The organism is Stenotrophomonas sp. YJH_SMC_127, from assembly GCF_059372445.1.
Window position 1 is genome coordinate 391,587 of sequence record NZ_JCAFVO010000001.1, and the last position, 20,293, is coordinate 411,879.

Sequence of the window (20,293 nt, forward strand, 5' to 3'; positions counted from 1 at the left end):
GCTGACTCTTGCGGACATGTTCACGAGGACATGGCTACCGTATGCTCGCGGCATCCGCGCCGCAGGGGATCTCCATGGCCGCGACATCGCAACGGCTGGGCCTGCCCGCGTTGACTGCACTGGTAGTCGGCTCGATGGTCGGCGCCGGCATCTTTTCACTGCCGCAGAACGTCGCGCGCAGCGCCGGCCCGGCCGCCGCCTTGATCGGCTGGGCGGTCAGTGGCGCCGGCATGCTGATGCTGGCCTTCGTGTTCCAGGCCCTGGCCAATCGTCGCCCCGACCTGGATACCGGCATCTACGCCTATGCGCGCGAAGGCTTCGGCAACTACATCGGCTTCTCCGCGGCGTGGGGCTACTGGGTGGCGTCGGTGCTCGGCAACGCCAGCTTCTTCGTGCTGATCTTCAGTGGCCTCGGCCACTTCGTGCCGGTCTTCGGTGAAGGCAATACACCCGCCGCCGTGGCCGCCTCATCACTGCTGCTGTGGACCGTGCACCTGCTGGTGCTGCGCGGCCTGCGCACGGCCGCCATCGTCAACGGCCTGGTGACGGTGGCCAAGCTGCTGCCGATCGCGTTGTTCCTGATCCTGGCGGCGGGCGCGTTCCGCATGGACGTGTTCCGCGCCGATTTCCTCGGTACGCCCGCACTCGGCGACCTCGGCCAGCAGCTGCGCGGCATGATGCTGGTGACCGTGTGGGTGTTCATCGGCATCGAAGGGGCCAGCATCTATTCGCGGCGTGCCGCGCGCCGTGCCGACGTCGGCCGTGCCACGGTGATCGGTTTCCTCGGGGTCTGGCTGCTGCTGGTACTGGTCAGCCTGCTGTCGATGGGCGTGCTGTCGCAGGCCGAACTGGCCGGGCTGCCCAATCCGTCGATGGCCTATGTGCTGCGCGCCATCGTCGGCGAATGGGGCGCGACGGTGATCATCATCGGTTCGATCGTCTCCGTACTCGGCGCATTGCTGGCCTGGGTGCTGCTGTGCGCCGAAGTGCTGTATGCCGCCGCCGGTGACGGCACCATGCCGGCCTTCCTCGGCCGCGAGAGCGCGCGTGGCGTGCCGGCCAATGCACTGTGGTTGAGCAATGGCCTGATCCAGTTGTTCCTGCTGATGGTGCTGGTCAGTTCGGGCAGCTACACCGGGCTGGTGCTGCTCGCTGCGTCGATGAGCCTGGTGCCCTACTTCCTGTCCACCGCGTTCGGCGTGCAGCTGGCCTGGCGCGGGCAGGCCTACGCCGGCGAACCAGGCGTGCGCTGGCACGATTTCGGGGTCGCACTGCTGGCCAGCGCCTATGCGCTGTGGCTGGTGTATGCCGGCGGCCTGGACAACCTGCTGCTGTCGGTACTGCTGTACGTGCCCGGCGTGGTGTTGTTCGCTTTGACCCGGCGCCAGCGCGGCGAGCGGGTATTCACGCGCTGGGAGTGGGTACTGTTCGGCGCGATCCTGGCGGTGGCGATCGCCACGCTGGTGGCCTTCTGCAGAGGTGAGCTGGCACTGTAGAGCCGAGCCCACGCCCGGCTTCACACAGGCAGCCGAGCATGGCTCGGCTCTACAACTGGCGATCCGCCAGCATGCCGATATCCTGCATCCAGCGCTCGGCCAGCTGCGGCCACGCCGCGACCGGTGCATCCTTCATGCGCAACCCGAATGCGTGGCCGCCGCGTGCGAACAGGTGCATTTCCACCGGCACCCCCGCGTCCGCCAGGGCACGGTAATAGGCCAGCGATTCGCGCACGTCATCGGTGCGATCGTCGGTGGCCTGCGCGATGAACGTCGGCGGCACCTTGTCATCCACGGTGATGTCCCTGACCAGCGACAATCCCTTCCCGTGCCCTGCCCACAGGTGCCCGGAATACATCACCATCGCGAAATCGGGACGGCTGGGTTGCTCATCCGCAGCATCGACCGGCGCGTAGCTGCGCAGCGCGTGCGTGCTCAGTCCAGCCACCACGTGACCACCGGCGGAAAAGCCGATCGCCCCGATCCGCTTGGGATTGATTGACCAGCGCTCGGCCTGTGCGCGCAGCAGGCCCATTGCACGCTGTGCATCCTGCAGGGCCATCGGCACTTTCGGAAAGTCGCGGCAGTTGCACTCGGGGTCCCAGTTCGGGCCAGAGGCTGGCACCCGGTACTTCAGCAATGCACAGGTGATGCCCTGTGCGGTCAGCCAGTCGCAGATCTCGCTGCCTTCCAGGTCCATCGCCAGCACCCGATAGCCTCCGCCAGGCACCACCATCACCGCGGTGCCGGTGGCCGGTCCCTTCGGTGGAAACACGGTGAGGGTCGGCGCAGCGACGTTCTGCAGCATCATCCAGTGTTCGCCACTGGCTTCGGAGATCACTTCGCTGACCTGCTCGGGTCCCTTCAACTTCGGCGGCGCGATCACCGTGCCCTGCGGCCACAACGGGAGCTCGGTGGTGCCCTGTGGCGGATGCCAGGTGGAAGGCGCGGCCTTCGTTGTGGCGAACGGCACCATCGCCAGCAGCAGGAAGCTCGAGGACAGCAGCACGCGCATGATCGGCATCCATGGTTGCAGCAGCAGAGTGTAGCGACAAAAAAAAAACCTGCATCTTGCGATGCAGGTTTCTCAAGGTGGCGCCCGAAGTTGGACTCGAACCAACGACCCCCTGATTAACAGTCAAGTGCTCTAACCGGCTGAGCTATTCGGGCAGACGACTAGTATAACCACTCTTCACGCGCGATGGTAGGGGTGATTGGCAATCATTGCGGCGGCCCGATACAGCTGCTCGGCCACCACCAGGCGCACCAGCATGTGCGGCAGCGTCAGCGGTCCGATCGACCACTTCTCATCGGCCAGCGCGGACACCTCCGGCGAATGCCCTTCCGGGCCACCAATCAGGAACGCCAGGTCGCGGCCCTGCCCGCGCCAATGCTCCAGGCGCTGTGCCAGCTGTTCGGAACTCAGCTGCCGTCCCGGCACATCCAACGCCACCACATAGGCGTTCTTCGGCAGCGCGGCGATGACCCGCTTGCCTTCCTCTTCAGTGGCGCGGCGCGGATCACGCCCCTTGCCGCGCAAGCCGGGCTCGATTTCCACCAGCTCGAACGGCAGCCAGTGCGACAGCCGCTTCTGGTACTCGGCGAAGCCCTGCGCGACCCAGCTGGGCGCGCGTTCACCGGTGGCGATCAGGCGGGCTTTCATCTACACGGTCCTCCAATACGTCGACGGCGCCATCGGCGCCGTCGAAGGGATGCATCAACGTGCGGCTCAGGCCACTTCGTCGTCGCTGGACGGCGGCTGGTCGCCAACGGTCCACAGGCGCTCGAGGGCGTAGAACTCACGCACGCGCGGCAGCATCACGTGGACGATCACGTCGCCCAGATCGACCAGCACCCACTCGGCTTCGCGCTCGCCTTCAACACCCAGCGGCATCACGTCGATGTTCTTGGCGAAGCGCACGACTTCATCGGCGATCGACTTGACGTGGCGGGTCGAGGTGCCCGAAACGACGATCATGTAGTCGGCAACGCTGGACCGGCCGCGCACGTCGATCTCGACCAGGTCCTTGGCCTTCAGGTCTTCGGTGGCTTGGCGGACGCTGGCCAGCAGTTCCGGCACGGACGGCGGCGGGCTGGGCAGATCGACCTTGATGGTCTGGGGCTGGGTCTGGTTGCTCAAAGTGGATCGACTCGATAAACGTGGGGGCGATTATACGGGGATGGCACGGCGGCGCCATTCACGCTGTGGCCGGGCGGTACAGCCCGTGTGCAGCGACGTAGTCCGCGACGGCCGGCGGCAGCAGGGCGCGCCAGGGGCCACCGGCGGCGATCTGCGAGCGCACGGCGCTGGCCGATTCCTCGCGCAGCGGGTGGTGCAGGCGCAGGATGCGTCCGGCCGGGCTGGCGAACAGGGCCTGTTCGTTGTCGGCCCAGCGCCCCTGCAGGGCACGCCCCAGTTCACCGTCGATCGACGCCTGCAGCGGGCTGCCCGGCCGCTCGGCCACCACGAAGTGGGCCAGCCCGAACAGGGCCTCCCATTCGTGCCAGCCGGACAGGCCCAGCAGGCTGTCGGCGCCCACCAGCCAGGCCAGTGGCCGGCTTGGGCCCAGCTCGCCACGCAGCTCGCGCAGGGTATCGACGGTGTAGGACGGACGACCGGGATAGCGCGTGGCACGGTCCAGTTCACGACGGTCCAGCAGCAGGCCCGGTTCGTCGCCGATGGCCAGCGACAACATGGTGCAGCGCTGCTCGGCGGTGGCGCCGGGCACCGCACGGTGCGGCGGATCGCCTGCCGGCAACATGCGCACGGCTACCTGCAGTTCGTCCCGGGCGGCTCGCGCGATTGCCAGATGCCCCAGGTGCACCGGATCGAAGGTGCCCCCGTAATAGATCCGCAGGCTCATCGCTCAGGCCCGCGCCAGCAGGCGCACGGCACGCGGTTCGGCCACGGCCACCAGCAGGCGCTCCAGCGCCAGCCAGGCATCGCCGTCGGCCCGCCCCTTGGCGATGCGGTCGACCAGCCCGGCTTCGGCCACGAAGCGTTCCCAGCGCTTGCCTTCCGGGTGCCGCTGCAGCGCGCGCTTGTAGGGCGCCTGCCGTGATTCCCAGATGCCACGCGATTTCATTTCGGCGGCCAGGTTGCCGCCACGGGCCTGCACACGGGCCAGGCCGGCACCGGCCAGCAGTTCACGGATCACGATCGGCATCAGTGCGGCCACCGCTTCGCCTTCGCCGCGCAGGCCAGCCAGCATGCGCAGTACGGCCGGCGGCTGGCCGGAGAACGTCGCCTCCACCAGCCGGAACACGTCGTAGCGGGCAGCGTCAGCCACCAGCGATTCCATCCGCTCCACATCCAGCGGCTGGCCATCGGCCAACAGCGCCAGCTTGTCGATTTCCTGGGCGGCGGCCAGCAGGTTGCCCTCCACCCGCTCGGCCAGGCGCTGCACGGCGGCCGGGTCGGCACGCAGGCCCTTGCCGCGCAGGCGGCGCTCGATCCAGTCCGGCAGTTCGTGCGGCTTGATCGCCCAGGCCACCGACAGCACGCCGATGCGGCTGACCGCCTCGGCCCACTTGCCCTGATGGGCCTTGCTCCATTCATTGGCGGTGATCATCAGCACCACGTCCGGCGCCGGATTGGCGCAGAACTGGCTGATCACTTCGGCGCCGTCCTTGCCGGGCTTGCCGCTGGGCAGGCGCACCTCGACCAGGCGGCGGGCGCTGAACAGGCTGGGCGCATTGAAGCTGGCGTCGAGCTGGTTCCAGTCGAAATCCCGCCCGTCGGCGTCGAACACTTCGCGTTCGCCGATGCCGGAGGCGCGCGCGCGCGCGCGGACGGCATCTGCCGCCTCCAGCACGCGCAGGGTTTCCGGGCCTGCGATCAGGTACACCGGCGCCAACGGGGTGTCAGCGCCCTGGCTGGCCAGCTGCTCCGGACGCAGTTCCATCGTCGCTGCCGCTCAGTGCTTGACGTCGGCGGCCGGCACCGCACCCTCGATCGGCTTGGCCTTCGGCGCGGACAGGCTGCCGCCCTTCTCGATCTCGGCGCGGACCACGCTGTCGATACGGCGGATGATCGAGGCGGACATTTCCCGGCGCAGCTCCGTGGCCAGGATTTCGCGTTCGGTGGTGGTACCGGTGGCGTCGGTCGGCGGCGACACATAGTCGCGCGACAGTTCGATCACCTGCTGCGGCACCAGTTCGCTGCCATCCTCGCGACGGAAGATGAAGATCACCGCGTAGCGCAGGCTGTATTCCTGTGCGCGGCCCTGCGAGTCGATGGCGATCGGCAGGTCACCCCAGCGCTCGGACAGCACCTGCAGCTGGGCGTTGGGTCCCTTGCTGTCCTCATCGGCCAGCTTGGCACCGGAGGCCAGCAGGCTGCGGTTGAGCAGCTTGACCAGTTCACTGTACGGGGCGGTGGAGACCACCTTCACCGGAGCAGTGTCGGTCGGCAGCATCAGCTTGTTGCGCAGATGGAAACCGCAGCCGGCGAGGCCGAGGACAAGAACGAGGGCAAGCAGGATTCGGGTCATGGAGACAGTCTGGCGGAGCCGGGCGATCACGGCAACACACAGCGTGCCCGAAGCCGCGTGAATGCAGGGCCATCAGGCGCCCGGCCCTGCTCATGGAATGGCACCGGCCACCGCGCGGGTGACCGGTGCCGGGGACATCAGGCAGTGACGATGTTCACGATCTTGCCCGGGACGATGATGATCTTGCGCACCGTCAGGCCTTCCATGAACCTGGCCGCGTTGGGCTCGGCCAGGGCCAGCGCCTCGACCTGCTCGCGCGCGGCATCGGCCGCCACCTCGATGGTGCCACGCAGCTTGCCGTTGACCTGCACCGCCAGGGTCAGCGCATCGCGCACCAGCGCGCTGCTGTCGGCCTGCGGGAACGGCTGGTCTTCCAGCAGCGTCTCGCCATGACCCAGCACCTGCCACAGGGCGTGGCTGGCATGCGGGGTGATCGGGTTGAGCAGCAGCACGATCGCCTGCAGCGCTTCCTGGCGCACCGCGCGGCCCTGCTCGCTGCCATCCTCGAACTTGGCCAGCGCATTCATCAGCTCCATCACCGCAGCGATCGCGGTATTGAAGCTGTGGCGGCGGCCATAGTCGTCACCGACCTTGCCGATGGTTTCATGGGTCTTGCGGCGCAGCGCCTTCTGGTTGGCATCCAGCGCCGCGGCATCCAGTGCCGGGGCGGCACCGTCGGCAGCGTGCTTCTGCACCTGGGCCCAGAGGCGGCGCAGGAAGCGGGCCATGCCGTCCACGCCGGCTTCGTTCCACTCCAGCGACTGTTCCGGCGGTGCGGCGAACATCGAGAACAGGCGCACGGTATCGGCGCCGTACTTGCCGACCATCGCCTGCGGGTCCACGCCGTTGTTCTTCGACTTGGACATCTTCTCGGTACCACCGACCACCACCGGCTGGCCGTCGGCGATCAGGGTGGCGCCGGTGATGCGGCCGCGCTCGTCGCGCTGCACTTCCACGTCGGCCGGGTTGATCCAGTCCTTCGAGCCGTCCGGGTTCGGGCGGTAATAGGTTTCGGCGATCACCATGCCCTGGCACAGCAGGTTGCGCGCCGGTTCGTTGCTGTCCACCATCCGCGCGTCGCGCAGCAGCTTGTGGTAGAAGCGGAAATACATCAGGTGCAGGATCGCGTGCTCGATGCCACCGATGTACTGGTCCACCGGCAGCCAGTAGTTGCCGCGCTTGTCGACCGCATCACGGGCACCCGGCGAGGTGTAGCGGGCGTAGTACCAGCTCGACTCCATGAAGGTGTCGAAGGTGTCGGTCTCGCGCTCGGCCGCGCCGCCGCAATCCGGGCAGGTGGTCTTGCGCCATTCCGGGTCGGTCTTGATCGGCGAGCCGGTACCGGCGAAGGCCACGTCTTCCGGCAGCACCACCGGCAGCTGCTCTTCCGGCACCGGCACCGCGCCGCACTTGGCGCAGTAGATCACCGGAATCGGGCAGCCCCAGTAGCGCTGGCGGCTCACGCCCCAGTCGCGCAGGCGGTAGTTGACGCGGCGCTGGCCCTGGGCCTTGCGCTCGAAACGTTCGGCCAGGGCTTCAAAGGCGCCCTGGAAATCCAGGCCGTCGAATTCGGCCGAGTTGACCAGTTCGAAGGCACGGCTCTTGTCGCTGTACCAGTCCTGCCAGCGGCTACCGTCCCAGTTGCGCTCTTCTTCAGTGCGCGGGTCCTTCAGCGCGATCACCTGCTTGATCGGCAGGCCGTACTTGTTGGCCACTTCATTGTCGCGCTGGTCATGGCCCGGCACCGCCATCACCGCGCCGGTGCCGTAGCCCATCAGCACGAAATTGGCGACCCACACCGGGACCGGCTCGCCGGTGACCGGATGCAGCGCGCGCAGGCCGGTGTCCATGCCGCGCTTTTCCTGGGTTTCCAGTTCAGCCTCGGACACACCGCCCTGCTTCAGGTCGGCCAGCAGCGCGGCCAGTTCCGGATTGTTCTTCGCCGCATGCAGCGCCAGCGGGTGTTCGGCAGCGATCGACACGAAGGTCACGCCCATCACCGTGTCCGGGCGGGTGGTGAACACGCGCAGCGGGTCCAGCGCGCTGCCATCGACATCGCGCACATCGAACTGGATCTCCAGGCCCTCGGAACGGCCGATCCAGTTGCGCTGCATGGTCTTGACCGATTCCGGCCAGCCGTCCAGCTCGTCCAGGCCATCCAGCAGTTCCTGGGCGTAGTCGGTGATGCGCAGGAACCACTGCGGGATCTCGCGCTTCTCCACCAGCGCACCGGAGCGCCAGCCGCGGCCGTCGATGACCTGCTCGTTGGCCAGCACGGTCTGGTCGACCGGGTCCCAGTTCACCACCGCGTTGCGGCGGTAGGCCAGGCCCTTGCGCATCAGGCGGGTGAACATGCGCTGCTCGTGGACGTAATAGTCCGGACGGCAGGTGGCGAACTCGCGCGACCAGTCGATGGCATAGCCCAGCGACTTCAGCTGGCTGCGCATGTGGTCGATGTTCTTGTAGGTCCACGCCGCCGGCGCGGTCTTGTTCTTGATCGCAGCGTTTTCCGCCGGCAGGCCGAACGCGTCCCAGCCCATCGGCTGCAGCACGTTGTGGCCGGTCATGCGCTTGTAGCGGCTGATCACGTCGCCGATCGTGTAATTGCGCACGTGGCCCATGTGCAGCGCACCGGACGGGTACGGAAGCATCGACAGGCAGTAGTACTTCGGCTTGTCCGAAGTCTCGTCGACCTCGAAGGCACGGGTGGCGTCCCAGTACTGCTGGGCGGCGGATTCAACCTGCTGCGGGTCGTAGGCGTTGGTTTCAGCGCTGGTCATGGAACACGCGGATGCGGCGGCAAAGCGGTACAGCGTACCGCAGTGCGGCAAATGGCTCCAATCCTGCCTGCCGGACGCCGGCGCCGCAGCGCTCGGGGAGGCGTCTCAGCGCGGGCGCGACAGCGGCAGGGCCGCCGCCAGCCAGACCAGCCAGCAGGCGAACGCGAGCCGTTGTGCCATCGGCGCCGGCAGTGTGCCCTGCAGGGCGAACGCCGCCAGCGCGGCCAGCACGCCGCAGCCCAGGGCCACTGCGCCCAAGGCCCGGCCATGCGCCTGGCGCAGATGGGACACGCCCAGCAGCACGGTGCCCGCGACGAAACCCAGCACCCAGATCATCCAGGCGCTGGCATGCAGCTGGCTGGCGGGCCCATGCAGGTCATCCACGTCCAGTGGCAGCAGCCCCATCGCGGCAAAGGCCAGACCGGCCAGCAGCAGCATCTGGCTGCCGACCCGTGGCGCCCAGCCAGCGGTGGCCGGCAGACTGCGGCGCAGGCGTTCAGCCACCGCCACCGCCAGCACGCCGGGCAGCACGAAACCCAGCAGATTGAAGGCCAGCGCATGCGGTACACCGCGCGCACCCAGCAGCGCCACCGGGTGGCGAGCCTGGGCATAGCCGTCCAGGCCGGCACCGAAGCCGGCCACGGCCAGGACGAATACGACTGCCGCAAGCAGCCCCAACCAACGATCAAGCCGGACCACGGACATTGCGCGCAATCACCCGGAAAGGAATGGACCACGGCATTGTCGCGGTAGCGGCGCGATGCGCCAAGCGCGGCGCATTCCAGAGCACTTCAATATCCGCCTGCTGCGCCTACCGTGATGCTCGAGGCATGGCAGTTCCGCCCTGTCGCAAGCGCGCCTCCCCATCGAAGCCTGTCGCCTCCGGCTAGTGGGTGATCCACTCGCTGCACTGCGCCCCTGCCGGCCCGCCAGCACCACTCGAGGGCGTACTCCGTGATCGCAGGGTTGAGACCGACATCGATCGTCACCATAGAATCGGTCTCCAGATGCCAAGCGATGCCTCCCCCATGACCGAGACGACCTACGTATTCGACGCCACCACTGCGACCTTCGAGGCCGAAGTCCTGCAGAAGTCGCTGCAGACGCCGGTGCTGGTCGACTTCTGGGCCACCTGGTGCGGGCCGTGCAAGACCCTGGGCCCGATGCTGGAAAAGCTGGCTGCCGAGTACAACGGCGCTTTCGAGCTGGCCAAGGTCGATGTCGACAAGGAACAGCAGATCGCGGCGGCCTTCCAGATCCGCTCGGTGCCCACCGTGTTCCTGGTCAAGGGCGGCCAGCTGGTGGACGGCTTCCCCGGCGCCATTCCGGAAGGCCAGCTGCGTGAATTCCTGGCCCAGCACGGCATCGTGCCGGCCGATGTCGGCGATGCCGCCCCTGAAGATGACGCCCCGCTGGACCCGCAGGCGCAGGTCGACGTACTGCGCGCGCAGATCGCCGCCGAGCCGGACAAGGATGAGCTGAAGCTCGACCTGGCCCTGGCCCTGCTGCAGATCGGCGGCGTGGACGAGGCCGGTACCCTGATCGACGGCCTGCCGGCCAATCTGGCCACCGACGACCGCGCCGTGCGCGCCCGTGCCCGCCTGGCCTTCGCCGCTGCGCTGAAGGATGCCCCGGCGGCCGAGGTGCTGGAGGCCCGCATCGCCGCTGATGGCAAGGATCTCAAGGCCCGCCACCTGCGCGGCGTGCAGCTGCTGCTGGGCGGGCATGACGAGGCCGCCCTGGCGCAGTTCCTGGAAATGCTGCGGATCGACCGTGGATTCGAGGAGGGCCTGCCACGCAAAGCCTTGATCGACGCCTTCAACGTGATCTCCGACGAGGACCTGGTGGGCCAGTACCGCCGCAGGATGGCGTCGCTGCTGTTCTGAACGGAAGCCCGCTCCGTTCAGAATCCCTGCACTGAACGCGGGCAATAATGCGCGCGCTGGCGGCCTTGCGGTCGCCACGATCCGTTCGGGGGGATGAGGTCGGGGCCATGGGGTCTTGCAGCTGCACCCCCGCATTGCCGGGATTGCAAACTGTGACCGTCGTCCGCTCTCTGTCGTTCGCCATGCGTTTAACGGGCGCCCTGCTCTGCGCCCTCCTCCTGCCGCCTGCCATCGCCGGCGCCCAGGACTGGAACTACCGGGTCCGGCCCGGCGACACCCTGTGGGACCTGGGGGGGCTGTACCTGAAACCCTCGGTACGCTGGCAGCAGCTGCAGCAGCACAACCGCATCGACAACCCCTACCAGTTGCCGCCGGGCCAGCTGCTGCGCTTCCCGATCAGCTGGCTGCGCACCGAACCGGCGCCGGCCCGGGTGCTGTCGGTGCGCGGCAAGGTCGAGCTGTCCGGTGCCGATGGCACGGCGACCCGTGCGCTCCAGGCCGGCGAGCAGCTGCATATCGGTGACACCGTGGAAACCGAGGGCGATTCCAGCATCACGCTGGAATTTGCCGATGCCTCGCGCCTGCAGCTGCGCGAATACTCGCGCCTGCGCCTGGACCAGCTCAGCCGCTATGGCCACACCGGCATGGTCGACACCCGCCTGCGCCTGCAGCAGGGGCGCGCCAGCAACCGGGTGACGCCGGCGCGCGGCCCGGCCTCGCGCTACATCATCGATGCACCCACCGCGACCAGCAGCGTGCGCGGCACGGTGTTCCGGGTCAGCGCCGGGGATACCGGGCACGTCGGCGCCACCGAGGTCCTGCAGGGCAAGGTGCAGGTCGGCAACCCCCATGGCCAGCGGCTGGTACGGCCGGGGCAGTCCACCCGCAGCAGCAGCGCCGATGCGGCCCCCGCCGCGGTCTCGGCCCTGCTGCCGGCGCCGGCGCTGCGCAATGACGCGCTGCGCCTGGCGCCGCTGCCGACCCTGCTTGCCTGGGAACCGGTCACTGGCGCCGATCACTACCGGGTGGAAGTGGTGCAGGCGGCAACGCCGGAGATCCTGCTGTTCGCCACCACCACCGCCGACACCCGGTTGGCGATCGGCGACCTGCCGCCCGGCCAGCTGCGCCTCCTGTTGCGCGCGGTCGACGCACAGGGCGTCGAAGGCCTGGATGCGAGCGCCGATTTCGAGCTCAGTGACCAGCCACCGCCGCCGCTGACCGTATCGCCGCTGCATGGGCAGACGATCAACAGCGACCGCCCGCGCTTCCGCTGGAGCCAGGCCCCCGGTGCACGCAGCAGCGTGCTGCAGATCGCCGCCGAACCCAGCTTCCGGCAGCCACTGCAGGAGCAGGCTACCCATGCGACCGACCTGCGCCTGGCGCAACCGCTGCCGCCCGGACAGTACTACTGGCGCGTGGCCTCGCGCGATGCCGAAGGCCACCAGGGCCGCTATGGCCAGGCGCTGCCGCTGCAGCTGAGCAACGAGCCGGTGGACCCGGCACTGCAACCGCCCGAGGCCGCGCACGGCGAGCTCACCCTGCGCTGGCAGGCCGGCAGCGAAGGCCAGCGCTACCGGGTGCAGGTGGATCGCCGCGGTGACTTCAAGGCCCCACTGATCGATGAAACCGTGGCCCAGCCGCAGGTGAGCTTCAAGCGCCCGTGGAGCGGCACGCTGCACGTGCGCGTGCAGTACATCGACGATGACGGCCACGCCGGCGAGTTCTCTCCTGCCCAGCAGATCCCGTTGCCATGCCGCCTGTGCTACGGCGCCGGTGGCGGTGCACTGCTGCTCTGGTTGTTGTTGTGAGGCGCTCGCCGCTGCCATGGTCGAAGCGGATCCTGCTGGCCCTGCTGGCCGGCGTGCTGACCATCGTGGCCAGCCAGGGCCAATGGCTGTGGCGGCAGGACGAGGCGGCCTATGACGCACTGGTCGGCAACTGGGACTACCGCCCCGACCCCAGCGTGCTGATCGTGGCCATCGACGAAGGCAGCCTGCAGCGTATCGGCCAGTGGCCCTGGCCGCGCTCGGTGCATGCCCGCCTGCTGGACCGCCTGACCGATGCCGGCGCCGAACGCGTTGCGCTGGACCTGATGCTGTCCGAACCCGACCGTCGCGACAGCCGCCAGGATGATGAGCTGGCGGCCGCGATCCGACGCAACGGCCGGGTGGTGCTGCCGGTGCTGGCGGCACCGGCGGCCGGCGACCGCATGGCCGAGGAAATGCTGCCGATCCCGCAGATCGCCGCCAGTGCCGCCGCGATCGGCCACACCGATGTCGAGGTGGATGGGGACGGCGTCGCCCGCGGCGTCTATCTGCACGCCGGTATCGGACGGCCGCACTGGCCGGCATTGGGCCTGGCACTGGCCGACCTGCCGGCGGGTGCGGTACGCGGCCTGCCCGACCCCGACCCGGCGCTGGGCTCGCCCTATCAATGGCGTCGCGATGATTACGTGCGCGTGCGCTACGCCGGCCCGCCCGAGCGGCTGCCGCAGGTGTCCTATGCGGACGTGCTCGATGGGCACGTGGATGGAGCGATGCTGCATGGCCGCCGCATCGTGGTCGGCATGACGGCCAGCGGCATCGCGCCTCGCCTGCTGACCCCGACCACCCGCGAGTTCTGGATGAGCGGCAGCGAGTACCAGGCCAACATCACCTCGATGCTGCTGCAGCACAAGCAGATCGACGTGCTGCCGCACGCCTGGCAGCACGTCATCAGTGGCGTGCTGGTGGCGCTGTGCGTGATCCTGCTCGGCCTGCGCCTGCCGTGGCTGGTCGCGCTGTGTTCGCTGCCGATGCCGCCGCTGCTGAGCTGGCTGCTGCTGCGCACCGGTGACCTGTGGTGGGCACCGGCCAGCGCGATGCTGGGCGTGGTGCTGGCACTGCTGGTCTGGGCGGTGTGGCGGATCTCGGCCTGGCACCGCCTGGCCAACCGCGATGCCCTCACCGGCCTGGGCAACCGCCTGCGCTTCGAGCAGTCACTGCAGCAGGAATGCGACGCCGCGCGGCGCAGTGGCAAGCCATTGAGCCTGGCGCTGATCGACGTCGACCACTTCAAGCGCCACAACGACCGCCATGGCCACCAGGTCGGTGACCGCGTGCTGCGTGATGTCGCCCGCCTGATCGGCGCGCATGCCCGTCGCCCGCGCGACATGGCGGCGCGCTACGGTGGCGACGAATTCGCACTGGTGCTGCCGGATACGCCGGCCGAGGGCGCGCGCCGGGTGATCGAGGACCTGATTGCCTGCGTGCGTGCACTGCCGGCGCCGGGCGACGGCAGCGATGACGGCGTCACGCTCACCATCGGGGTATTCACCCGCGTGCCCGACGGTGACCTGCAACCGCACCATTTCGTGGAAGGCGCCGACACCGCCCTTTACCAGGCCAAGGCCAACGGCCGCGACGGGTTCATGATCGACGGCGGGACGTGACTCCCGGGGTGCAACATACGCATGCGAATGGTTAGACTGGGCACCTCGCCTCGCGCCCCGGACCCGCATGAACGCCCGCCTGTTCCGCTTCGGCATCAACCTCTGGCCGCCGTTCCTGTTCACCGGCATCCACGTCACCCGGATCACGCCCGATTACCGGCAGATCGACGTGGCACTGCGACTGCGGCCGTGGAACCGCAATTACGTGGGCACGCATTTCGGCGGCAGCCTGTTCGCGATGACCGATCCATTCTGGATGCTGGGCCTGCTGCACATCCTCGGCCGTGACTATTACGTGTGGGACCGGGCCGGTGCGATCGATTTCCTCAAGCCTGGCCGGGGCACGGTGCGCACTTCGTTCCGCATCGATGATGTACTGCTGGCCGAACTGCGTGCCGAAGCGGCCGGCGGCGAAAAGGTGCTGCGCTGGTTCAGCAACGATGTCGTCGACGAAAGCGGCGAAGTGGTCGCCCAGGTACGCAAGCAGGTGTACCTGCGGTTGAAGCCGCACGCACGCTGATCCAGCACGCGCGCGCTATCCTCGGCCTCCCTGCCATGGAGGCTCCGATGCGCCCGTATGCGCTTGCCACACTGCTGACCCTGCTGTCCTTCACCGCCCACGCCCTCGACCTGCCACCGGTGCAATATCCGACGCTGCCGGCCCAGGCGGCCAATGCCGCCGGTTTCGTCCCCCAGGGCTGGGCACTTGAATCGAGTGTCGAAGGCGATCTCGACCAGGATGGCCGCGCGGACCTGGTGCTGGTGCTGCGTCAGCAGGCGCCACGCAACGTCATCGAGCACGATGGCTTGGGTCCCTCGCCGTACGACAGCAACCCGCGCATTCTCGCCGTGGCGTGGTCGCGCCCGTCCGGCTATGTGCTGGCGGTGCAGGACCACCAGCTGATACCACGCCCGGACAATCCGGTGATGAGCGACCCGCTCGAAGACGGCGGCGTCAGCATCCAGCGGGGCACCCTGAAGGTCGCACTGTTTTCATTCGCCAGCGCGGGCAGCTGGTCAATGGGCACGACCGCCTTTACCTTCCGTTGGCAGGACGATGCCTTTGCGCTGATCGGCTACGACCAGAATTCGGTGATGCGCAATTCCGGGCAGACCGAGTCGGTGAGCGTGAACTTCTCCACTGGCAGGGTAAAGCGGAGCGAAGGCAGCATCGAGGACGACAAGGACAGCGTGCACTGGGAGCCCCTGCACAGCCGCCGCCGCTGGACGCTGCAGACCATCGGTGATGGCTGGGCATTCGATCCGCTGGCGGGCAGCGACTGAGACGCTGCTCAATCGCGCGCAGCAGCGGCCGGGGCGTTCTCCATCACCAGCGGCACCGACAGCCATGGGCTCTCGTCGGTGCTGCGCGACGGTGAACGCCGCGGCACCTGCAGACGGCGGCCATCGGCCGACAGCTGCGGTGCCCGCACCGGCGAGCGGAACTGCGCAGGCAGGCGCTGCAGCGCATCCACCGGATCCTGCGCCTGCTGCCTCAGCCAGCGCTGCGCGCCGATCAGCCGCACCATCGCGGCGGCATCCTGGGTCCGTGACGAATAGGCCGGATAGACCGGGCGGGCAATATCGGTCAGCACGCACCCCAGGATGTTCGACAGGCAGCCAAAGTCATGCTGCGGCGGTGCCGGCACCGGCAGCGGGCGATCCGCTTCCAGCGCCGCCATCGCCGCCGCGCCGCAGGCCCAGCCCAGATTGCCCGCCGCGCGCGCCAGGGTACTGCTGCGATCCAGGACCAGCACCCCGCCGAATTCCTGCGCCGAGGTTTCGATCGCAGCCCGGCTCATCGCGTACTCACCCTGCATCGCACGGCACAGGCTCTGTTCGGCGGCCAGCATCGGCTGCATTGCCTGATCGCATTCCGCTGGCAACGGATGGTCGGCCGGCAGTTCGACCAGCATGTCGGCCAGCAGCTGGGCATTGGCCTGCACCAGGCTGGCACCGATGATGCTCTCCACCAGGTAACTGCCGCCCGTCACCAGCCGCCGGCCCAGCTGAAGCCCCCTGCAACTGCCACGCAGCGCACCGTCGATATCGCCCTGCACATAGGCCAGCGCGCGTGCGCTGGTGGCATCGATCATCAGGCCATAGGTCGGCATCGGCACCAGGATGCCGTCGCCCTTGGGCCGGAATGGCGACACGAAGTGGTCCGCATCGGCCAGCTGGTCCAGGCGCGCATGCAGCTGCTGGTGGCCAGCGTGGGCATCGACGAAGCGCTGCGGGTCGGCGCGCACCTGGCCCAGGCAGTCACTGGCGGTCGGTCCGCAGCTGGCCGCCGGTCGTGATCGCAGCGCGTCATGGTCCTCCGCCAGCTGCGGTCCGGCGCCGCCATTGCCGCGCGGATCGGCCTCCCAACGCTGCACGTCGCGGGCCAGGGCCTGTTCGCGCTGGCGCGCGTCCAGATCGTCGAACGCGAGCGTCCACAGCAGCGCAAAACCGTTGTGGCCGTGGACAGGCAGGCGGGCCTGCAGGCGCTGCTGGGCCTGTAGCCGCGATTCCGGCACCGGCCACATGCGCGAGGCGCACCACACCACGATGGCCAGCACCAGAAGGCCTGCCAGGGTCCAACCCAGTCCGCGCAGAATCTTCAACACAGCTTCCCTTCCATGTGCCGTTGCCGCAGTCGATTGCCCAGCGTAATCGAGCGGCCGTGACCGCTACAATGCGCACATGTCGCTCGAAGCCCCCGCCCTGGTCCCCCGCCCCTCCCTGCAGCGCCTGTTCCTGACCGGCCTGCTGACCCTGCTGCCGATCTGGCTGACCTGGGTCGTGGTCAAGTTCGTGTTCGTGCTGCTGTCGGGCATTTCCAGCCCGTTGGTGGTGCCACTTTCCGAGCAGATCGCGACAAGCTTTCCGCACTACCTCGGCTGGGTCCGGGCCGAGTGGATCCAGAACACCATCGCCCTGCTGGCCACCCTGCTGGTGATCCTGGCGGTGGGCGTGGCCAGCCGCCGCGTGCTGGGCCAGCGCCTGCTGCGCTGGGTCGGCGCGGTCATCAAGCGCATTCCGCTGGCCAGCATCATCTACGACAGCGCCAAGAAGCTGCTGGACATGCTGCAGACCGAACCGGGCAGCACCCAGCGCGTGGTGCTGATCGACTTCCCGCACCGCGACATGAAGTCGGTCGGGCTGGTCACCCGCGTGATCAAGGAACACGGCACCGACCGTGAACTGGCCGCGGTGTACGTGCCAACCACGCCGAACCCGACTTCGGGTTACCTGGAAATCGTGCCGGTGGAACTGCTGACCCCGACCGACTGGACCGTCGACCAGGCCATGAGCTTCATCATTTCCGGCGGCGCCGTCGCGCCGTCCAGCGTTCCGTTCACGCGCGCCGGCGATCGCCCCGGCGATCGCAGCGAATGACCGCGGCGCCGATCGAGCGCCCGTTGCAGGACCGCGCGGTCCTGCTGTTCATCGTGCTGGCTGCGTTCTTCTGCGGCAATGCGGTGCTGGCCGAACTGATCGGAGTGAAGATCTTCGCGCTGGAAGACACCCTCGGCATCGATCCGCTGAACTGGAACCTGTTCGGCCAGACTGGTTCGCTCAGCTTCACCGCCGGCACCCTGCTATGGCCGGTGGTGTTCATCATGACCGACACCATCAACGAGTTCTTCGGCAAGCGCGGCGTGCGCTTCATCTCGTGGCTGGCCGTGGTCCTGATCGCCTATGGCTTCCTGTTCGCCTTCGCGGCGATCTCGCTGGCGCCGGCCAGCTGGTGGATCACCTCCATGGACGGGCACGGCGTGCCGGACTACCAGGCCGCATTCGCAGCGGTGTTCGGCCAGGGCATGTGGACCATCGCCGGTTCACTGGTGGCCTTCCTGCTCGGCCAGCTGATCGACGTGACGGCGTTCCATCGCATCCGCCAGGCCACCGGCGAGCGCCACGTGTGGCTGCGTGCGACCGGGTCCACCGCGATCTCGCAGGTGGTGGACAGCTTCGTGGTGATCTGGATCGCCTTCGTGCTCGGCCCGCAGCACTGGCCGACCTCGCTGTTCCTGGCCGTCAGCAGCGTCAACTACATCTACAAGATGGGCTTTGCAATTGCCCTGATTCCGCTGCTGTACCTGATGCGGCGTGCGATCACCCGCTATCTGGGCGCAGACAGGGCCGCTGCGCTGCGCGCGGCGGCGGCGGCTGACTGAAGCCCCAGCGGCGGCAAGCTGACTGCGCCTTCACGCTGGCCGTACGCGGCCGGATCGTGCAAGCTCCACGGTCTGTGTTCCACGGAAGCTCCTGATGCCGCATCCCACCCGCGCCCTGGCCGCCGCCATCGCCGCGTTGTTCCTGTTCAGTGCCGTGCCGTCGGCCGAAGCAGCGAAAAAGAAGGCCAGCCGCCCTGCCGCCGCGCAGACCCGCCAGGCTGCCAAGCCCAAGGCCAGGCCCGCCCGCGCCACCGCACCGGCGCGTGGCAGCTCGGCACGCCGCGCCGCGCCGCGTCCGGTCGCGCCGGCCCGTGCCGTACCCAAGCAGGTACAGCTGGAGCGCCTGTACGACGAGTACTGGGATGCCTCGATGCGGTTGAACCCGCTGCAGGCCACTTTCCAGGGCGAATCCCGCTACAACGACCAGCTGCCCAACATCCTGTCCGCCGCCTGGCGCCAGCAGTCGCACGACTTCACCACGCAATGGCTGGGCAAGGTCGAGAAGCTCGGCAGTGATGGCCTGCAGGGCCAGGACCTGCTCAGCTACGAGATCTTCGTGCGCGACGCACGCGCCTCGCTGGCTGCCGAGCGCTACCCGAGCTGGATGATGCCGATCAGCCAGTACTACAACATCGGCAGCATCATGGCGATCCTCGGTGCCGGTGCCGGCGCGCAGCCATTCAACACCGTGCAGGACTACGACACCTGGTCGCGCCGTTCGCTGGGCATTCCCGAACTGTTCGACCAGGCCATCGACAACATGCGCCAAGGCATGAAGGCCGGCGTAGTACAGCCGCGCGACCTGATGGAAAAAGTGCTGCCGCAACTGGATGCGGTGATCAAGCCGACCGCCGAAGAGAGCATCTTCTGGTCGCCGATCCGCACCATGCCCAACACCATCCCGGCCGAGGACAAGGCGCGCATCAGCGCCGAGTACAAGCGCATGATCGAACTGCGCATCATGCCGGCCTATCGCGCCCTGCGCGGCTTCATCGCCACCGAATACCTGCCGGCCACGCGCGCCAGCAGCGGCCTGGGCGCACTGCCCGATGGCCAGGCCTGGTACGCCAGCCTGATCGTGCAGACCACCGCCAGCGACCAGACCGCCGCGCAGCTGCACGCGCTGGGCGAACAACGCGTGCAGGAACTGCAGGCGCAGATCGCCACGGTGATGAAGGATGCCAAGCTGCGCGGCACCCCCACCAAGCTGCTGCGCAGCATGCGCAACGACCGCCAGTTCCAGTACGGCGATGCCAATGCGCTGATCAACCGTTACCGCCAGGTGCAGCAGCAGGTCAACGCACGCCTGCCGCAGGTGCTGGATACCTTGCCGAAGGCGCCGCTGGACGTACGCGCGGTGGAACCGGAGCGTGCGCTCACCGCCGCTGCCGCTGCCTACCAGCCGGCACTGCCCGGGCAATCCGCGGTGCTGTACGTGAACACCCGCGACCTGCCCGGCCGCAAGCGCTGGAACGTGCCGGTGCAGTACCTGCATGAAGCGATCCCCGGCCACCACGTGCAGCTGGGCCTGCAACAGGAGCTGGCCAAGCTGCCGCGCTTCCGCCGCCTCGGTGGCGATCTCGCCTTCGTCGAAGGCTGGGGCCTGTACGCCGAAACGCTGGGCGAGGACCTGGGCATCTACACCGATCCCTACGACCGCATCGGCTACCTGTACTCGCGCCTGCTGCGCGCCGCCCGCGTGGTGGCCGATACCGGCGTGAATGCCCAGGGCTGGAGCAAGCAGCAGGCTGTCACCTACCTGCAGAAGACCGTGGACATGAGCAGCGACGATGCCAACGCCGAAGTCGAGCGGGTCATGGCCCAGCCTGGCCAGGCACTGTCGAACGTGGCCGGCCTGACCACCATTGTCGCCCTGCGCGACAAGGCCAGGGCGCGCCAGGGCGCCGCCTTCGACCTGCGCCGCTTCCACGCCGAACTGCTGAAGGACGGCTCGATGCCGCTGGACGTGCTGGACCGCAAGATGGAACGCTGGATGGCCCAGCCGGCCAGCGCCACGCCCGCCCCGTCACCCTGAGCCTTCCGGA

At 68.3% G+C, this 20,293-nt stretch carries 18 protein-coding genes and 1 tRNA gene; 9 read left to right on the forward strand and 10 right to left on the reverse strand.

All coding sequences use genetic code 11. From position 1 onward, the window contains the following. Positions 1-74: 74 nt before the first annotated feature. Positions 75-1,496, forward strand: coding sequence for a basic amino acid/polyamine antiporter (locus AC5QAB_RS01795; protein WP_495233121.1), 1,422 nt, complete (start codon positions 75-77; stop codon positions 1,494-1,496). Between the two features lie 49 nt (positions 1,497-1,545). Here AC5QAB_RS01795 and AC5QAB_RS01800 read toward each other — a convergent pair whose 3' ends face one another. The 9 genes from AC5QAB_RS01800 to AC5QAB_RS01840 all read right to left on the reverse strand — a co-directional run bounded on the left by AC5QAB_RS01800 (position 1,546) and on the right by AC5QAB_RS01840 (position 9,474). Beyond that, positions 1,546-2,472 (reverse strand): alpha/beta hydrolase, encoded by a 927-nt coding sequence (locus AC5QAB_RS01800; RefSeq protein ID WP_423172667.1) that lies wholly within the window; start codon positions 2,470-2,472, stop codon positions 1,546-1,548. A gap of 117 nt (positions 2,473-2,589) precedes the next feature. Then, a tRNA-Asn gene (locus tag AC5QAB_RS01805) sits at positions 2,590-2,666 on the reverse strand. 22 nt (positions 2,667-2,688) lie between these two features. Further along, positions 2,689-3,159, reverse strand: coding sequence for a 23S rRNA (pseudouridine(1915)-N(3))-methyltransferase RlmH (gene rlmH, locus AC5QAB_RS01810; protein WP_014647944.1), 471 nt, complete (start codon positions 3,157-3,159; stop codon positions 2,689-2,691). 66 nt (positions 3,160-3,225) lie between these two features. Continuing rightward, entirely contained in the window at positions 3,226-3,636 is a 411-nt protein-coding gene (rsfS, locus tag AC5QAB_RS01815; protein ID WP_005418109.1) for a ribosome silencing factor, read from the reverse strand. 58 nt (positions 3,637-3,694) lie between these two features. Further along, a complete protein-coding gene (gene nadD / locus AC5QAB_RS01820; RefSeq protein ID WP_014647945.1) occupies positions 3,695-4,360 on the reverse strand; it encodes a nicotinate-nucleotide adenylyltransferase in 666 nt (221 codons plus the stop codon). 3 nt (positions 4,361-4,363) lie between these two features. Next, complete coding sequence (holA, locus tag AC5QAB_RS01825) at positions 4,364-5,401, reverse strand: DNA polymerase III subunit delta (protein ID WP_032961944.1); 1,038 nt, start codon at positions 5,399-5,401, stop codon at positions 4,364-4,366. A gap of 12 nt (positions 5,402-5,413) precedes the next feature. Continuing rightward, on the reverse strand, positions 5,414-5,989 hold the full coding sequence (locus tag AC5QAB_RS01830; RefSeq protein WP_032961942.1) for an LPS-assembly lipoprotein LptE: 576 nt from the start codon (positions 5,987-5,989) through the stop codon (positions 5,414-5,416). Between the two features lie 137 nt (positions 5,990-6,126). After that, positions 6,127-8,769, reverse strand: coding sequence for a leucine--tRNA ligase (leuS, locus tag AC5QAB_RS01835; protein ID WP_495233122.1), 2,643 nt, complete (start codon positions 8,767-8,769; stop codon positions 6,127-6,129). 105 nt (positions 8,770-8,874) lie between these two features. Continuing rightward, the gene (locus AC5QAB_RS01840) at positions 8,875-9,474 is read right to left on the reverse strand and encodes a DUF998 domain-containing protein (protein ID WP_075076259.1); all 600 of its coding nucleotides are present in this window, start codon (positions 9,472-9,474) and stop codon (positions 8,875-8,877) included. Between the two features lie 323 nt (positions 9,475-9,797). Here AC5QAB_RS01840 and trxA point away from each other — a divergent pair, with 323 nt between their 5' ends. The 5 genes from trxA to AC5QAB_RS01865 all read left to right on the forward strand — a co-directional run bounded on the left by trxA (position 9,798) and on the right by AC5QAB_RS01865 (position 15,369). Continuing rightward, the gene (gene trxA, locus AC5QAB_RS01845) at positions 9,798-10,655 is read left to right on the forward strand and encodes a thioredoxin (protein ID WP_014038035.1); all 858 of its coding nucleotides are present in this window, start codon (positions 9,798-9,800) and stop codon (positions 10,653-10,655) included. Between the two features lie 107 nt (positions 10,656-10,762). Then, positions 10,763-12,463, forward strand: coding sequence for a FecR family protein (locus AC5QAB_RS01850; protein WP_032961938.1), 1,701 nt, complete (start codon positions 10,763-10,765; stop codon positions 12,461-12,463). Continuing rightward, positions 12,460-14,085: a CHASE2 domain-containing protein gene (locus AC5QAB_RS01855; protein ID WP_197562046.1), complete on the forward strand. Its 1,626-nt coding sequence runs from the start codon at positions 12,460-12,462 to the stop codon at positions 14,083-14,085. Before AC5QAB_RS01850 ends, AC5QAB_RS01855 begins: the two co-directional genes overlap by 4 nt. Positions 14,086-14,152: 67 nt before the next feature. Next, the gene (locus AC5QAB_RS01860; protein ID WP_197562045.1) at positions 14,153-14,605 is read left to right on the forward strand and encodes a DUF4442 domain-containing protein; all 453 of its coding nucleotides are present in this window, start codon (positions 14,153-14,155) and stop codon (positions 14,603-14,605) included. Between the two features lie 47 nt (positions 14,606-14,652). After that, entirely contained in the window at positions 14,653-15,369 is a 717-nt protein-coding gene (locus AC5QAB_RS01865; RefSeq protein ID WP_100450434.1) for a hypothetical protein, read from the forward strand. A gap of 8 nt (positions 15,370-15,377) precedes the next feature. Here the strand turns inward: AC5QAB_RS01865 and AC5QAB_RS01870 are convergent, their stop codons facing one another. Next, entirely contained in the window at positions 15,378-16,694 is a 1,317-nt protein-coding gene (locus AC5QAB_RS01870; RefSeq protein ID WP_014647955.1) for a hypothetical protein, read from the reverse strand. A gap of 76 nt (positions 16,695-16,770) precedes the next feature. Between AC5QAB_RS01870 and AC5QAB_RS01875 the strand changes: the two genes are divergently transcribed. The 3 genes from AC5QAB_RS01875 (at position 16,771) to AC5QAB_RS01885 (ending at position 20,283) form a co-directional block, all read left to right on the forward strand. Continuing rightward, positions 16,771-17,466, forward strand: coding sequence for a DUF502 domain-containing protein (locus AC5QAB_RS01875; protein ID WP_049404662.1), 696 nt, complete (start codon positions 16,771-16,773; stop codon positions 17,464-17,466). Continuing rightward, on the forward strand, positions 17,463-18,248 hold the full coding sequence (locus tag AC5QAB_RS01880; RefSeq protein WP_495233123.1) for a queuosine precursor transporter: 786 nt from the start codon (positions 17,463-17,465) through the stop codon (positions 18,246-18,248). Before AC5QAB_RS01875 ends, AC5QAB_RS01880 begins: the two co-directional genes overlap by 4 nt. A gap of 94 nt (positions 18,249-18,342) precedes the next feature. Then, positions 18,343-20,283, forward strand: coding sequence for a DUF885 domain-containing protein (locus tag AC5QAB_RS01885; protein WP_049442350.1), 1,941 nt, complete (start codon positions 18,343-18,345; stop codon positions 20,281-20,283). The last annotated feature ends 10 nt before the right edge of the window (positions 20,284-20,293 follow it).